This window comes from Providencia sp. TYF-12, from assembly GCF_041344805.1.
GTDB classification, from domain to species: Bacteria; Pseudomonadota; Gammaproteobacteria; order Enterobacterales; family Enterobacteriaceae; genus Providencia; species Providencia huashanensis.
Genome location: NZ_CP166833.1, coordinates 1,112,338 through 1,128,357 on the forward strand (window position 1 = coordinate 1,112,338; position 16,020 = coordinate 1,128,357).

At 41.9% G+C, this 16,020-nt stretch carries 11 protein-coding genes, 2 tRNA genes, 1 rRNA gene and 1 other annotated feature; of the genes, 11 read left to right on the top strand and 3 right to left on the bottom strand.

All coding sequences use genetic code 11. The features are described 5' to 3' along the window. The first annotated feature begins 32 nt into the window (after positions 1-32). The 5 genes from trmD (at position 33) to ABE954_RS04875 (ending at position 6,009) form a co-directional block, all read left to right on the top strand. On the top strand, positions 33-797 hold the full coding sequence (trmD, locus tag ABE954_RS04855; RefSeq protein ID WP_042848680.1) for a tRNA (guanosine(37)-N1)-methyltransferase TrmD: 765 nt from the start codon (positions 33-35) through the stop codon (positions 795-797). A gap of 41 nt (positions 798-838) precedes the next feature. Further along, positions 839-1,192 (top strand): 50S ribosomal protein L19, encoded by a 354-nt coding sequence (gene rplS / locus ABE954_RS04860; RefSeq protein WP_042848679.1) that lies wholly within the window; start codon positions 839-841, stop codon positions 1,190-1,192. A gap of 723 nt (positions 1,193-1,915) precedes the next feature. After that, positions 1,916-3,010, top strand: coding sequence for a 3-deoxy-7-phosphoheptulonate synthase (locus tag ABE954_RS04865; RefSeq protein WP_042848677.1), 1,095 nt, complete (start codon positions 1,916-1,918; stop codon positions 3,008-3,010). 13 nt (positions 3,011-3,023) lie between these two features. After that, positions 3,024-4,145, top strand: a complete 1,122-nt coding sequence (gene tyrA / locus ABE954_RS04870; protein WP_042848676.1) for a bifunctional chorismate mutase/prephenate dehydrogenase — start codon at positions 3,024-3,026, stop codon at positions 4,143-4,145. Positions 4,146-4,461: 316 nt separating this feature from the next. Next, complete coding sequence (locus ABE954_RS04875) at positions 4,462-6,009, top strand: methyl-accepting chemotaxis protein (protein ID WP_129466806.1); 1,548 nt, start codon at positions 4,462-4,464, stop codon at positions 6,007-6,009. Positions 6,010-6,085: 76 nt separating this feature from the next. On the opposite strand, the gene pheA is transcribed toward ABE954_RS04875, so the two are convergent. The 3 genes from pheA to bamD form a co-directional block, all read right to left on the bottom strand. Continuing rightward, positions 6,086-7,258 (bottom strand): bifunctional chorismate mutase/prephenate dehydratase, encoded by a 1,173-nt coding sequence (gene pheA / locus ABE954_RS04880; protein WP_042848674.1) that lies wholly within the window; start codon positions 7,256-7,258, stop codon positions 6,086-6,088. 25 nt (positions 7,259-7,283) lie between these two features. Next, positions 7,284-7,405 (bottom strand) — a sequence feature (Phe leader region). 140 nt (positions 7,406-7,545) lie between these two features. Further along, positions 7,546-7,875 (bottom strand): ribosome-associated translation inhibitor RaiA, encoded by a 330-nt coding sequence (gene raiA, locus ABE954_RS04885; protein WP_042848673.1) that lies wholly within the window; start codon positions 7,873-7,875, stop codon positions 7,546-7,548. Between the two features lie 315 nt (positions 7,876-8,190). Further along, a complete protein-coding gene (bamD, locus tag ABE954_RS04890; protein ID WP_042848672.1) occupies positions 8,191-8,922 on the bottom strand; it encodes an outer membrane protein assembly factor BamD in 732 nt (243 codons plus the stop codon). A gap of 138 nt (positions 8,923-9,060) precedes the next feature. Here bamD and rluD point away from each other — a divergent pair, with 138 nt between their 5' ends. From rluD to ABE954_RS04920, 6 genes are all read left to right on the top strand, one after another. Continuing rightward, the gene (gene rluD, locus ABE954_RS04895; protein ID WP_042848671.1) at positions 9,061-10,038 is read left to right on the top strand and encodes a 23S rRNA pseudouridine(1911/1915/1917) synthase RluD; all 978 of its coding nucleotides are present in this window, start codon (positions 9,061-9,063) and stop codon (positions 10,036-10,038) included. After that, complete coding sequence (gene yfiH / locus ABE954_RS04900; protein ID WP_042848670.1) at positions 10,038-10,772, top strand: purine nucleoside phosphorylase YfiH; 735 nt, start codon at positions 10,038-10,040, stop codon at positions 10,770-10,772. The genes rluD and yfiH overlap by 1 nt, the downstream gene beginning before the upstream one ends. A gap of 123 nt (positions 10,773-10,895) precedes the next feature. Then, positions 10,896-13,469 carry an ATP-dependent chaperone ClpB gene (gene clpB, locus ABE954_RS04905; protein WP_042848669.1) on the top strand — a complete coding sequence of 858 codons (2,574 nt, stop codon included), beginning with the start codon at positions 10,896-10,898 and terminating at the stop codon, positions 13,467-13,469. Positions 13,470-14,089: 620 nt separating this feature from the next. Continuing rightward, positions 14,090-15,629, top strand: a 16S ribosomal RNA gene (locus ABE954_RS04910). A gap of 65 nt (positions 15,630-15,694) precedes the next feature. After that, positions 15,695-15,771: transfer RNA gene (locus tag ABE954_RS04915), tRNA-Ile, on the top strand. Positions 15,772-15,896: 125 nt separating this feature from the next. Next, a tRNA-Ala gene (locus tag ABE954_RS04920) sits at positions 15,897-15,972 on the top strand. The last annotated feature ends 48 nt before the right edge of the window (positions 15,973-16,020 follow it).

Here is a 16,020-nt window from a genome sequence, read left to right on the forward strand (position 1 = left end):
GGTTGAACGGTTTTGATAAGTGGGACGAAATTATGTGGATTGGTGTAATTAGCCTGTTTCCCGAAATGTTCCGCGCAATAACCGAGTACGGGGTAACTGGTCGGGCAGTGAAAAATGGCCTGCTGACTGTTGAGTGCTGGAATCCTAGGGATTTTACCCATGATAGGCATAAAACAGTCGATGATCGCCCCTATGGAGGTGGTCCAGGTATGCTGATGATGGTTCAACCTTTAAAGGATGCAATCAACACAGCAAGAACTGAGGCCGGTGTTGGTGCAAAGGTTATTTATCTTTCACCTCAAGGGCGCAAATTAAGTCAAGACGGCGTTTGCGAACTAGCAACCAATGAGAAGCTAATTCTTGTTTGTGGTCGCTATGAAGGTATTGATGAGCGTATTATTCAAACCGAAGTTGACGAAGAATGGTCAATTGGTGATTACGTTCTCAGTGGTGGGGAACTCCCTGCTATGGTGTTGATAGACTCAGTCTCGCGGTTTATTCCGGGGGTACTTGGTCATCAAGCTTCTGCACAAGAAGATTCTTTTGCTGATGGCTTGTTAGATTGTCCACATTATACCCGCCCTGAAGTGTTAGATGGCATGCAAGTTCCTGAGGTACTGCTTTCAGGGAATCATGCCAAAATAGATAGTTGGCGCATGAAACAATCACTTGGTCGTACCTGGCTTAGAAGACCTGAGCTTCTGGAAAGCCTAGCTCTGACTGACGAGCAGAGGATGTTGCTGACTGAATTCCAAAATGAATATCAGTCCGAGCAACAAATGAATCCAGACAATTAATTGTCTAAACATATCAGTTTACCTAGGGTAAGAGAGTTATTATGAGCAATATTATTAAACAACTTGAAGACGAGCAAATGAAGCAGGACGTACCTTCGTTCCGTCAGGGTGACACCGTGGAAGTTAAGGTATGGGTCGTTGAAGGCTCTAAAAAACGTCTGCAGGCATTCGAGGGCGTGGTTATCGCTATTCGTAACCGCGGTCTGCACTCTGCATTCACTGTTCGTAAAATTTCTAACGGCGAAGGTGTTGAGCGTGTATTCCAAACTCACTCTCCAGTCGTAGATAGCATTGCTGTTAAACGTCGTGGTGCTGTTCGCAGATCTAAACTGTACTACCTGCGTGAGCGTTCTGGTAAGGCAGCTCGTATCAAAGAGCGTCTGAACGCCAAGTAATACGCTTTCGCTACATCCGAAAGTTATGTTATGAGAGAGGCCCGCATTTGCGGGCCTTTTTATATTTGTCACTATATTCGTCATATTTCAAGTTGTAGCTGTGTTGGCAGCACTCATTCGCACTAGTCACATACTTGTGTATGCTCCTAGCGCCTCATTCCTTTGCCGCCTTGCTACACCTCGAACTATTTAGAATATAGCTGAGAGAGTTTATCTTAAGTCCTAGCTGTGTTGGCAGCACTCATTCGCACTAGTCACATACTTGTGTATGCTCCTAGCGTCTCATTCCTTTGCCGCCTTGCTACACCTCGAACTATTTAGAATATAGCTGAGAGAGTTTATCTTAAGTTGTAGTTGTGTTGGCAGCACTTATTCGCACTAGTCACATACTTGTGTATGCTCCTAGCGCCTCATTCCTTTGCCGCCTTGCTACACCTCGAACTATTTAGAATATAGCTGAGAGATTAATCTCTTAATCTGTAAATAAATATTTACTAAAAATTGGTATTGAACTCTGATTTAAATACTGTAAATGTTAATTTTATGTAAATTAATATAATTATCAATAAATTGAATGTATGTAAATTATTGTTTACACATATGGAAATATTTTACACAAATGGATTGAATTGTTTACGATGCATGGTATGTTATTAGCCATACACCCAAACACAATATGTAAACAATAAACTAAGCAAATATAAGCTAATAAGTAGGTAAAAAATGATCATGCAAAAAGATGTACTCAACAATGTGAATATTCAAGATGAGCAGGTATTAATTACTCCTGAGAGTCTGAAACAGAAATATCCTCTGAGTCACAGCAGCCTGCATGCCATTGCGACATCGCGCCAAGTGATTGCCGACATCATTCACCAACGTGACCCTCGCTTACTCGTGGTATGTGGTCCTTGCTCAATCCATGATGTGGATGCCGCTATTGAATATGGTGAGCGCCTGAAAAAATTAGCCGAAGAATTAAGTGATAGCTTATATATTGTGATGCGCGTGTACTTTGAAAAACCTCGTACTACAGTAGGTTGGAAAGGTTTAATTAGTGACCCATTCATGGACGGTTCTTTTGAAATGGAAAAGGGGTTACATATTGCTCGTGATTTATTAACCAGCTTAGTCAATATGGGGCTGCCATTAGCAACTGAAGCATTAGACCCTAATAACCCACAATACTTAGGGGATTTATTTAGCTGGTCTGCAATTGGTGCTAGAACAACAGAATCTCAGACTCACCGTGAAATGGCATCTGGTTTATCTATGCCTGTTGGCTTCAAAAACGGAACTGATGGTAGTTTATCTACGGCAATCAATGCATTAAAAGCTGCTGCTATGCCTCACCGTTTTATGGGGATTAACCAATCTGGTCAAGTGTGTTTATTACACACAAAAGGTAATAGTAATGGCCATGTTATATTACGTGGCGGTAAAAAGCCTAACTATGAAGCTGAAGATATTGCAGCTTGTGAAGTTGAAATGAAAAAAGCGGGCTTAGCACCATCGTTAATGGTGGATTGTAGCCATGGCAACTCGAATAAAGACTACCGCCGTCAGCCACAGGTTGTTGATTCAATTATTGAACAAATTGTTAATGGTAATGAGTCAATTACAGGTATTATGTTAGAAAGCCATATTAATGAAGGTAATCAAACGTCTGAACAAGCACGTGATATGATGAAATACGGCGTCTCTGTGACAGATGCTTGCATTAATTGGCAAACAACAGAAACTGTATTGCGCAATTTGCATCAAGCACTGCTACCAGTGCTAGAACAACGCGCACAAAAACTGAGTAAAGTGAGCTGATCAGGGTATTGGTATGTCTGCTGAATTATCCCATTTACGGGAAAAAATTGATGAGGTTGATAAATCGTTATTAGATTTATTGGCAAAAAGGCTGCAATTGGTTGCTGAGGTCGGTGAGGTAAAAAGCTTACATGGGTTACCAATATACGTGCCTGAACGTGAATCAAGCATGTTAGCTGCTCGTCGTGCTGAAGCTGAGCGAATGGGGGTCCCTCCTGATCTTATCGAGGATATTCTTCGGCGGGTCATGCGTGAGTCCTATGCTCGTGAAAATGATAAAGGGTTCAAAACATTGAACCCATCAGCAGGGCCGATAGTCATTGTCGGTGGCGATGGAAAAATGGGGCGGTTATTTCATCGTCTCCTCACTTTATCGGGCTATCAAGTTAAGTCATTAACTGAAAATGATTGGTCTAAGGCCGAGTCGATTGTCGCGGGCGCTAGTATAGTAATGGTGAGTGTACCTATTCATTTGACGGTTCAAGTGATCAACAAATTACCCAAACTAGACAAAGACACAATCTTAGTGGATATCGCTTCTATTAAGCAGCAACCACTAGACGCTATGTTAGCGGCTCATGATGGGCCAGTATTGGGGCTTCACCCAATGTTTGGTCCTGATATTGGTAGTGTTGCAAAGCAGGTCTTTGCCTATTGTCATGGCCGTGGTGCTGGATCTTATCAATGGTTCCTTGAGCAGCTATTAGTTTGGGGAGCTAGACTGAAAGAAATTTCGGCAAAAGAACACGATAAAAACATGAGCTTTATCCAAGCGTTACGTCATTTTACGACCTTTACGTATGGGCAAAATTTAGCGAAAGAAAATATCGACTTGCAGCAATTGCTTGAATTATCGTCACCTATTTATCGCTTAGAATTAGCGATGGTTGGGCGGTTATTCGCGCAAGACCCGCAGCTATACGCAGATATCATTATGTCTTCTGAAGAAAATGTTGAGTTGATCCGTCGTTACCATCAGTTGTTAGGAAACTCAATTGACTTACTTGAAAGCAAAGATAAAGCGGAATTTATTCGCCAATTTAATCATGTTAGTGAATGGTTTGGTGAAGATGCCCACCATTTTATGAAAGAAAGTCAGTCGTTATTGCAAAGAGCGAACGATAACCGTAAATAATCATTCCTCGCCTTCTATCGTATTTCTTGCGGTAGGAGGCTTTATTTCTTCTGCGAATGCATTGTTATGCCTTACAAATACTAATTTTAGACAATCTAATTCTGATTATTTATTTAAAATAAGTAATTGTACTTACTTCTGTAGTTTCTCTCGAATAATATCCTTAGCTGCTCAAAAAGCAAGTTATCCACTATTTAATTCTAAATTAATCAATTTTTAAAATTGATATTTATAAATCGATCGATTTAAATGATAAAGGTTTGGCTGGCTTTACCGATAACACTAATCATTAAATGATGGCTAGTGTGGTAAACATATGTCTTTTAAGAATCTCAAAATCAGTATGAAGTTAACGATAGCATTTGGCGGGTTTGTTGCGCTTATTATCTTGAGCTCAATATTTTCTTTGGCAAACATGAACCGTGCAAACGAAGGAATGAAGCAGGTGCTTTATGAAAGCTATCCAATTGCATCGACCGCAGGGCAAATGATGGATAACTTTTATTCTTTTATTGGGATACAAGAGCTTATTTTGCTTGATGATAGAGGTAGCGATAAACGTCGTGAAGAACTCTCTAAAATTACACTTAAGATAACGGAGTTACTGGAAAAACTGGAAAGTAGTGTAACGGATGATCGTTCTAAAGAAATATTGGCCGATCTACGGGGAATTCGTCAGCAATTCCATGCATCACAAGCCCGTATGAATACATTCTTGCAGCAAAATAATCGCCAAGCTGCAATTGATGAAATGATGACAAAAACCTCTAGTATTCAACGCGAATACCGTGAGCAAATTCAGACGCTAATGGCTATTCAAGACCTACAAATGCAAGAGATCGGTCGTAATGTGAATGCTGACTATGAAAGTAATAAGATACTGCTTGCGGTATTGTCGCTCTTCAGTATTGGGATTGGCTGTGTAGTTGGTTGGTTTATTACTACCATTATTACTCGCCCTCTAGAAAATGCAGTCCATTTTGCTCAAGCCATAGCAAGCGGCGATTTAACTAAAGATATGCAAGTAACCTCAAAAGATGAAACTGGTGTGCTGCTGCAAGCACTCAACGACATGAAGGGGCGTTTGTTAGAAATTGTCCAAGAAGTTCAACAAGGTTCGGAGAGTATTTCGGCTGCGGCAGGGCAAATTGTTGCAGGAAACCAAAATTTAGCGTCTCGTACAGAAGAGCAAGCTGCATCTGTTGAAGAAACCGCGAGCTCAATGGAACAAATTACTTCAACAGTCCAAAATACAACAGAGCATACTCACGAAGCAAGTATGTTGGCTGATCAAGCCGCAATCATAGTACAAAACAATGGTGATATGATGAGTCAAGTAACTAATAAAATGCGGGCTATCAATACATCATCGTTACAAATGACAGAAATTATTAATCTGATTGATTCAATTGCATTTCAGACAAATATTTTGGCATTAAACGCCTCAGTTGAAGCCGCTAGAGCAGGGGAGCACGGCCGTGGTTTTGCTGTCGTCGCTGGCGAAGTCAGGCTGCTAGCTCAAAAAAGTGCGGCATCAGCTAGTGACATTCGCGAGCTTATTGAAAATTCTTCATCCCAAACTCAAGACGGTATGGATTTAGTTGAAAAAGCCACTGATCAAATTTATGGAATGATTGACAGTGTAAAAGAGATGAACACATTACTACGAGAAATTGGCCAAGCGAGCCGAGAACAAAGTGATGGGATTGCACAGATTAATAGTGCTGTCGGGCAACTTGATTTAACAACGCAGCAAAACGCTAGCTTGGTAGAGGAATCTGTTGTGGCAGCAGACTCATTAAATGAGCAGGCATTCCACTTAAAAGAACTAGTGAATTACTTTAAAATAAAAGCTATTAATTAGTACAATAGAATCGTTGCAAATCTGATGATAAGGCTGCACAACTACCAGTGCAGCCAACGTATTTTGATATAGACAATTAAGGTGTGATCTTTTCTGGCTCAACGGGGACAACATTCTCTGATGGGTAACAACCCAATACTTTTATTGAGCGTGTAATTGCTGATAGCTCTTTTAAAGCTTGTTGCATATTTTCTGAACGCAAATTAGCGTGCACATCAACGTAAAACATCTCTTCCCAAGGTTTACCGTTAATTGGGCGAGATTCTAATTTACTCATTATTATCTGATTGTTTTTTAGAATAACCAGTGCATCAACTAAAGCACCTGCTTGTTGACCTGTAGTCATTAATAACGTGGTTTTAGCAGGAACTTGTTCTGTTACTTCAATCGGTTGTGGAGCGACTACAATAAAACGGGTCATATTTATCTGTTGATTGGCAAGGCTATGCTCTATTACACTTAAATTATATAAAGCCCCCCCAGCTTCACTGCCTAGCGCCGCGACGTTAGGTAAATTTTGTTCTGCTACCATTTGCATCGCAGTGGATGTGCTGTCGCAATATTTAATCTTCCAGTGGGGGTATTGTGCTAAATATTGACTACATTGTTGGAATGGTTGCGGATGACTATACACCGTATCAATTAAGCTTAAATCAGTATTGCCCGTTGTTAAAAGGCAATGGTTAATTGGTAGTCGAATTTCGCCAACAATTGATAATGTTGTATTCTGCAGTAAATCGTAAACATCATTAATTGCACCGGAACTGGTGTTTTCTATCGGTAAAATACCGTATTCAGCTTGCCCACTTTCAACCAATGAAAATATATCTTGGAATTTATGACAACTACATTCAACTAGTTGATCAAAATGGCGTGCAGAGTATTGACGAGCGGCGATGTGTGAGTAAGAACCTTTAGGGCCTAAAAAAGCAAACCTAGCCGTATCACTTGGCGTTAGATTTAAATGTTTTTGTAAAATGGCTTGTTGTGTGAGAACCGAGTCCTCGATAATCATCTGAAATAGACGAGTAATATAAAACCCGTCTAGTCCAAGGGGTTTGCCTTTATTAATCAAAACATCAAGGAGTTGGCGTTCGCGATCTTTATCTCGAATGGGGCGGTTATCATCAATCTTTGTTTCTGCCACTTCAACGGCATAACCACGACGTTTTGCCAAAAGGCCAAGTAATTCACTATCCAATTGGCTGATTTTCTCTCTTACTTTCAGTAGATTATTACTGTTATCCATTCTGCCCACCCTGTAAATATCATGATATAAAAAAGCCCCCTAGCTGGGGGCTTTCTAATCTTGTCTTCTTTTTTTCTCGAACGACAAAAGCCCCTTATTTAAGAGTCACTAAAAAAGAAGAAAAAAAAGACAAAATTAAGATTCATCTGCAACACCTATTATTAGACCTGTATTAAATAGACCCGATACTTAATAAGATGTCAATAAAAAAGGTTAAGAACACAAAAAAACGCGCCTATAGTAGGCGCGTTTACAAGGTTCAAGATAAGTTGATAGATAATATAAAATTATAACGTAACGAGGTTCGCTTCTTTTACACTATTGTTGGCTCTTCTTGATTCTCCTTTATGTTGCACTTTATTAAGTTGTCTTTCGAGTTTGTTAATTAGTTCATTAATTGCAACGTACATATCTTCATGTTTGGCGCTTGCGACCAGTTTACCTGTCGCTGTTTTTATGTTTGCATCAACCATGAAACCTTGTGGCTCTTTTGATAACACTACGTGAGTGTTAATGAGTGAGACTTGCCACTTATCAAGTTTTGTTAGACGGTTCTCAATGTGCTCGCGAATTGCTGGGGTAATATCCATTTGTTTGCTAGTAATGTTCACTATCATATAGTTACCTCTCATTGTTTCCGTCTTTGATGAGTCCAGAATACCTATTATCTCTAATAAAAAATTGATATAGATCACATCTAATTCAGGGGAGGGAGTCGGTACATTTGAAGTGTGATTTCACGTATAAAAGGGGTGAAAAAGCATTGCCAAAATGAGTAGATTAAGACAAACTGGTCAAGTTGGCTATCGATACGGCAAATAGTCGGAACTTTTTTTGGGTTAAAATTAAGCCAATGAAAGTATTGTTAGTCTCAAAATAGCAAACAAAGAAAAACAGCAGCCAAGGCTGCTGTTTAAGATTACTCGGTTATATTATTGTGGGTTTGCTGCAATAATATTCGCAACCTTAGTCGCTTCTTGATTTAACCCCATTTCTTTATAAGCAATTTCCATGTATGCCAAGGCATTACGTGTTGCTTCTGTGTCTGGGTAATCTTTTAGCATCTGTTGGACACGGTTAACAACCGCGACATAAGCCCCGCGTTTGTTGTAGTATTCAACCACGGAAAGGTCGAATTTCGCTAAGCGGTCTTTTAAGTAGACTAAACGCTTACTCGCATCATTTGAGTATAAACTGTTAGGATAGTAGCGAACTAATTGGCTAAAGTCCTTAAATGCAACGCGTGCATGTTGTGGATCTCTATCTGAGCGGTCGATACCAAAGAGCCCTTGCAGTAAACTATCATCTAATGCCATAGCAGTAAGACCACGCATGTAAAGGACGTAGTCAATATTTGGGTGAGTTGGGTTCAAACGCATGAAACGGTCAATCGCAGCTATCGCCATTGGCAGCTCTGCTGATTTATAATATGCGTAAATGAGGTCTAATTGGACCTGCTGAGCATATGGACCAAATGGATAACGGTTATCGAGTGCTTCAAATTGTTTGATAGCAGCTTTAAAGTTGCCGTCCTGTAATTTTTGCTGACCCGTACTATAAATTTCAGCTGGGGAGCTATCAGGACTGACTTCATTGTTACTGGAGCAGCCGACTAAGACCAGACTTAACGTGGCAGCGGCCACCAGATTTTTCATACGTATCATCACGTGTAGGTTATCCTCTGAGTGTTTCGAGGGAGACTATCCATAAGGCTCCCGGCAAAATTCGAGTTACAATAGCATATATTTTAAATGAAACGGCTGTGCCGTCAAAATACAAACACCAAAAAAGTAGATTAATTTATGGCTCAACAAGTACAACTTAGTGCAACTATCGCTGAATCACAGCTTGGTCAACGTTTAGATCAGGCTTTAGCCGAATTGTTCCCTGATTATTCTCGTTCACGCATAAAAGAATGGATTTTAGCTGATAGAGTGCAGGTTAATGGCAAAGTTATCAATAAGCCAAAAGAAAAAGTTTTTGGTAGCGAACAAATTTTAATCGATGCCCTTATCGAAGAAGATAATCGCTGGGAGCCTCAAGATATCCCACTTAATGTTATTTATGAAGATGAAGATATCCTAATTATTAATAAACCACGTAATTTAGTTGTTCATCCTGGCGCTGGCAACCCAGATGGGACGATCCTTAACGCATTATTGTATCGTTACCCTGAAATTGCCGATGTACCAAGAGCGGGTATCGTCCACCGTTTAGATAAAGACACGACTGGCTTGATGGTTGTTGCAAAAACGGTTCCTGCGCAAACTCATTTAGTTGAAGCGTTACAACGCAGAGAAATTACGCGTGAATATGAAGCCGTAGCGGTAGGCCGCATGACTGCTGGTGGCATGGTGGAAGAGCCAATCTCACGCCATCCAACCAAAAGAACCCACATGGCTGTTCATCCAATGGGGAAACCTGCGGTGACACATTACCGTGTGATGGAGCATTTTAGAGCTCATACTCGTTTACGTTTACGTTTGGAAACAGGTCGAACTCACCAAATCCGTGTCCATATGGCTCATATTAATCATCCTTTAATTGGAGATCCTTTATATGGCGGTCGTCCGCGTCCATTAAAAGGCGCAACAGAAGAGTTCTTCGAAGTCATGCGTAGCTTTGATAGGCAAGCGCTGCATGCGACTATGTTGCGCCTGTATCACCCAATTTCAGGTATTCAAATGGAGTGGCATGCACCGTTACCGGATGATATGGTTAAGCTTATTGATGCCTTAAAGGCAGATACTGAACTTCACAAAGACGATATGGACTGGTAATGAGCATATTGATTTTCCCTGACTGGCCACAGCCTAAAAGTGTATCAAGCTGTAGTACGACCCGTGCTGGTGGTGTGAGCCTACCACCTTTTGATAGCTTAAATTTAGGTGATCACGTTGAGGATCGCTTTGAGGCCGTCAGTGAAAATCGCCAACGTTTAGTTAAACTTGCTCAATTACCGCAACAACCGGTGTGGCTTGAGCAAGTACACGGTACCCGCGTGCTTCATCTTGATGGCAGTAAAATCAAGAATAAACAAGCTGATGCGGTATATACCAATCAAAAAGGTCAGGTTTGTGCAATCATGACCGCAGACTGTTTACCCGTGCTTTTTTGTAATATGGCAGGTAGTGAAGTCGCAGCGGCACACGCGGGTTGGCGAGGTTTATGCAATGGTGTACTTGAGAATACGGTGAGCCAATTTGTCAGCCCAACAAATGAAATTATGGCATGGTTAGGGCCTGCGATCGGAGCTGAGAAATTTGAAGTTGGCGGCGAAGTGAAAGACGCATTTGTTAATCAATCGTCTGATTTGGCCTCAGCTTTTACTCCCCATAATGGAAAATATTTAGCCGATATCTATTTATTAGCACGTAAAAAACTGAGTACGATGGGAATTAATGCCATTTATGGTGGTGATTTTTGTACAGTAACGGATGAAAACAGATTTTTTTCCTATAGACGTGAAGGAAAAACGGGCAGAATGGCCTCTCTAATATGGGTATCCAACTAATTTTAGAGTTATAATCTAAATTAACAAATATAATAAAAATAATCCCATGCAAAACTTGAATAGTTAAAAATAGACCTCATTTAGTAACCAGTAGCAAATTTAATCTCATTTATCGGAGGTGTTATGCGTCTGGACCGTTTAACTAATAAATTCCAGCAAGCTCTCGCTGACGCCCAATCATTAGCCCTTGGGCGCGAAAACCAATTTATCGAACCAATTCATCTATTAAGTGCCTTGTTTAATCAAGACGGTGGCACTGTTCGTCCTTTACTGACAACGCTAGGCGTTAATGCTGTGCAGTTTAAGCAAAAGATTGAAGATGCATTGGAACGTTTGCCTCAGGTGCAAGGTGTTGCGGGGGATGTTCAACCATCAAGTGACTTAATGCGTCATTTGAATTTATGTGACCAATTGGCACAGAAGCATGGGGATGAATTTATCTCCTCAGAATTATTTCTTATCGCCGCTTTAGAAGCCAATACAACATTAGCAGACATGCTCAAAGCAGCAGGTGTTAATAAAGATAACTTAATAAAGGCAATAGAACAGATGCGTGGTGGAGAAAAAGTGAATGACCAAAGCGCTGAAGACCAGCGCCAAGCTTTGAAAAAATATACTGTCGATTTAACCGAGCGAGCAGAACAAGGTAAATTAGACCCTGTGATTGGTCGTGATGAAGAAATTCGTCGTACGATCCAAGTGTTGCAGCGCCGTACTAAAAATAACCCAGTGCTTATTGGTGAACCCGGTGTTGGTAAAACTGCGATTGTTGAAGGTTTAGCTCAGCGTATTGTTAATGGTGAAATTCCTGAAGGGTTAAAAAACAAACGTGTACTTTCACTCGATATGGGCGCACTAATTGCTGGCGCTAAATACCGTGGTGAATTTGAAGAACGTTTAAAAGGCGTTTTGAATGACCTTGCAAAGCAAGAAGGTAATGTCATTCTATTTATTGATGAATTACACACCATGGTTGGTGCTGGTAAAGCTGACGGTGCAATGGATGCCGGCAACATGTTAAAACCTGCGCTAGCTCGCGGTGAATTACACTGTGTTGGTGCGACAACGTTAGATGAATATCGCCAATATATTGAAAAAGACCCTGCGTTGGAACGCCGTTTCCAAAAAGTCTATGTCGCAGAACCGTCAGTTGAAGACACTATTGCGATTTTACGTGGTTTGAAAGAGCGCTATGAGCTACATCACCATGTACAAATTACTGACCCAGCAATTGTCGCAGCGGCAACATTATCCCATCGGTATATTACCGATCGTATGCTGCCAGACAAAGCTATTGATTTAATTGACGAGGCTGGTGCAAGTTTGCGTATGCAGATGGATTCAAAACCTGAATCCTTAGATAGACTAGAACGTCGGATTATTCAGCTTAAACTCGAGCAGCAAGCTCTGAAAAAAGAATCTGATGACGCAAGTAAAAAACGTCTTGAAATGTTAGAGGAAGAACTAACAGAGAAAGAACGTGAGTATTCTGCGTTAGAAGAAGAATGGAAAGCAGAAAAAGCATCTCTTACTGGTACACAGCATATAAAAGCTGAACTAGAGAATACACGTATAGAGATGGAAAAAGCACGCCGAATGGGCGATTTAGCTAAAATGTCTGAATTGCAATATGGCCGCATTCCAGAGCTTGAAAAACAACTTGAAGCCGCAACGAAAGCGGAAAATAAAAGCATGAAGCTTTTACGTAACAAAGTCACTGACGTTGAAATTGCTGAAATTTTAGCGCGTTGGACTGGGATACCTGTATCAAGAATGCTTGAAAGTGAACGGGAAAAACTGTTACGTATGGAGCAGCAATTACATCAACGTGTTATTGGTCAAGATGAAGCGGTTGTTGCTGTATCTAATGCGATTCGTCGTAGTCGCGCAGGTTTATCTGATCCAAATAGACCTATAGGTTCATTTATGTTCTTAGGGCCTACAGGGGTCGGTAAAACTGAGCTGTGTAAGGCGCTGGCGAACTTTATGTTTGATAGCGATGACGCAATGGTGCGTATCGATATGTCTGAATTTATGGAAAAACATGCGGTATCGCGTTTAGTGGGTGCGCCTCCAGGTTATGTCGGTTACGAGGAAGGTGGCTATTTAACTGAAGCCGTTAGACGTCGTCCATATTCTGTTATTTTATTGGATGAAGTTGAAAAAGCGCATCCAGATGTCTTCAATATTTTATTGCAAGTACTGGATGATGGGCGTTTAACTGATGGTCAAGGTAGAACGGTAGACTTCCGTAATACGGTAATTATCATGACATCTAACTTGGGTTCTGACTTAATCCAAGAAAGGTTTGGCATGATCGGTTATTCAGAAATGAAAGATATGGTAATGGAAGTGGTATCCCATAGTTTCAGACCTGAGTTTATTAACCGTATTGACGAAGTGGTTGTATTCCATCCATTAGGTAAAGAGCAAATTACGAATATTGCTAATATTCAGTTAGCTCGTTTATATAAACGTCTTGAAGAACACGGCTATGAAGTGACAGCGACTCCAGCTGCACTTGAGAAAATTGGTGAGGCAGGTTTTGACCCAATCTTCGGTGCAAGGCCATTGAAACGTGCTATTCAACAAGAAATTGAAAACCCTCTGGCACAAGAAATTTTGTCAGGTAGGTTATTACCGGGTAAACCTGTCATTTTAGATGTAGAAAATGACGAGATAGTTGCTAAGCAGTAATTGATATTATTATAGAATCAAAAGGTGGCTAATATTAGCCACCTTTTTTATATCAAATTACGTATAAAACCGCGTTTTTTGCTTGAGAATTGGGCGTAAAGTATAAAATATAATCACTTGAGGTTTTTTTTTCAAAAAACACTTGCCAGATTTTTCTGACTCCCTATAATGCGCCACCACTGACTGGGAACAAGACAACGCAAAGCGCGATGAACACTGAAACGGCAGCGAGAGATTCTGAAAAGAAAAAGCAAAAAATTGCTTGACTCTCACAGAGGAAAACGTATTATACGGCTCCTCGCGACAACGACCTCGAAGTCGAAAATCAAACAGATTTAGTCGCAACGCTCTTTAACAATTTATCAGACAATCTGTGTGGGCACTCACAGGACACTATCAAAAAAATATTTGATTTTAAGTCTTGAAGAGTGACTAACACGTTAATTCATATATATGAAATAAGGTAGTAACGCTTATTTTGGAAGGATAACGCAAAGGCAAGCAGAGATAACCCGAGACAGTACTTAGGTGCGGCGAGGGGAAGCGATGTGAAGCCGACAACGTTAGCCGAACAAAAGAACGTTACGGTCAGTAAACATTCTTTGAGCATCAAACGCTTTTAATTGAAGAGTTTGATCATGGCTCAGATTGAACGCTGGCGGCAGGCCTAACACATGCAAGTCGAGCGGTAACAGGGGAAGCTTGCTTCCCGCTGACGAGCGGCGGACGGGTGAGTAATGTATGGGGATCTGCCCGATAGAGGGGGATAACCACTGGAAACGGTGGCTAATACCGCATAATCTCTTAGGAGCAAAGCAGGGGAACTTCGGTCCTTGCGCTATCGGATGAACCCATATGGGATTAGCTAGTAGGTGGGGTAATGGCTCACCTAGGCGACGATCCCTAGCTGGTCTGAGAGGATGATCAGCCACACTGGGACTGAGACACGGCCCAGACTCCTACGGGAGGCAGCAGTGGGGAATATTGCACAATGGGCGCAAGCCTGATGCAGCCATGCGCGTGTATGAAGAAGGCCCTAGGGTTGTAAAGTACTTTCAGTCGGGAGGAAGGCGTTGATGCTAATATCATCAACGATTGACGTTACCGACAGAAGAAGCACCGGCTAACTCCGTGCCAGCAGCCGCGGTAATACGGAGGGTGCAAGCGTTAATCGGAATTACTGGGCGTAAAGCGCACGCAGGCGGTTGATTAAGTTAGATGTGAAATCCCCGGGCTTAACCTGGGAATGGCATCTAAGACTGGTCAGCTAGAGTCTTGTAGAGGGGGGTAGAATTCCATGTGTAGCGGTGAAATGCGTAGAGATGTGGAGGAATACCGGTGGCGAAGGCGGCCCCCTGGACAAAGACTGACGCTCAGGTGCGAAAGCGTGGGGAGCAAACAGGATTAGATACCCTGGTAGTCCACGCTGTAAACGATGTCGATTTGAAGGTTGTTCCCTTGAGGAGTGGCTTTCGGAGCTAACGCGTTAAATCGACCGCCTGGGGAGTACGGCCGCAAAGGTTAAAACTCAAATGAATTGACGGGGGCCCGCACAAGCGGTGGAGCATGTGGTTTAATTCGATGCAACGCGAAGAACCTTACCTACTCTTGACATCCAGAGAACTTAGCAGAGATGCTTTGGTGCCTTCGGGAACTCTGAGACAGGTGCTGCATGGCTGTCGTCAGCTCGTGTTGTGAAATGTTGGGTTAAGTCCCGCAACGAGCGCAACCCTTATCCTTTGTTGCCAGCGATTCGGTCGGGAACTCAAAGGAGACTGCCGGTGATAAACCGGAGGAAGGTGGGGATGACGTCAAGTCATCATGGCCCTTACGAGTAGGGCTACACACGTGCTACAATGGCGTATACAAAGAGAAGCGACCTCGCGAGAGCAAGCGGAACTCATAAAGTACGTCGTAGTCCGGATTGGAGTCTGCAACTCGACTCCATGAAGTCGGAATCGCTAGTAATCGTAGATCAGAATGCTACGGTGAATACGTTCCCGGGCCTTGTACACACCGCCCGTCACACCATGGGAGTGGGTTGCAAAAGAAGTAGGTAGCTTAACCTTCGGGAGGGCGCTTACCACTTTGTGATTCATGACTGGGGTGAAGTCGTAACAAGGTAACCGTAGGGGAACCTGCGGTTGGATCACCTCCTTACCATTGAAGTGTTTTTGTGAAGTGCTCACACAGATTGTCTGATGAAATAGAGTAGCAGTATCAATAGGCTTGTAGCTCAGGTGGTTAGAGCGCACCCCTGATAAGGGTGAGGTCGGTGGTTCAAGTCCACTCAGGCCTACCAAAATCGAATTGATGCAGCGTTATAAATCAGCTCGTTTACTCAAAAGTAAACGTCGCCAATTTATGCCTTGCCTAAATCCGATTTGTCATTTTAATGACTGAGATTGATACTGAAATTACCTTTATGGGGCTATAGCTCAGCTGGGAGAGCGCCTGCCTTGCACGCAGGAGGTCAGCGGTTCGATCCCGCTTAGCTCCACCATAAATTTTTCTGATTATTCAGAATAGATTAGTCAAATAGTCTATTGCG

Coding starts and splice junctions, on each gene's coding strand:
- ABE954_RS04875 (WP_129466806.1), top strand. CDS start 4,462: ATGTCTTTTAAGAATCTCAAAATCAGTATGAAGTTAACGATAGCATTT.
- bamD (WP_042848672.1), bottom strand. CDS start 8,922: ATGATACGTATGAAAAATCTGGTGGCCGCTGCCACGTTAAGTCTGGTC.
- rplS (WP_042848679.1), top strand. CDS start 839: ATGAGCAATATTATTAAACAACTTGAAGACGAGCAAATGAAGCAGGAC.
- clpB (WP_042848669.1), top strand. CDS start 10,896: ATGCGTCTGGACCGTTTAACTAATAAATTCCAGCAAGCTCTCGCTGAC.
- yfiH (WP_042848670.1), top strand. CDS start 10,038: ATGAGCATATTGATTTTCCCTGACTGGCCACAGCCTAAAAGTGTATCA.
- pheA (WP_042848674.1), bottom strand. CDS start 7,258: ATGGATAACAGTAATAATCTACTGAAAGTAAGAGAGAAAATCAGCCAA.
- trmD (WP_042848680.1), top strand. CDS start 33: ATGTGGATTGGTGTAATTAGCCTGTTTCCCGAAATGTTCCGCGCAATA.
- ABE954_RS04865 (WP_042848677.1), top strand. CDS start 1,916: ATGATCATGCAAAAAGATGTACTCAACAATGTGAATATTCAAGATGAG.
- raiA (WP_042848673.1), bottom strand. CDS start 7,875: ATGATAGTGAACATTACTAGCAAACAAATGGATATTACCCCAGCAATT.
- rluD (WP_042848671.1), top strand. CDS start 9,061: ATGGCTCAACAAGTACAACTTAGTGCAACTATCGCTGAATCACAGCTT.
- tyrA (WP_042848676.1), top strand. CDS start 3,024: ATGTCTGCTGAATTATCCCATTTACGGGAAAAAATTGATGAGGTTGAT.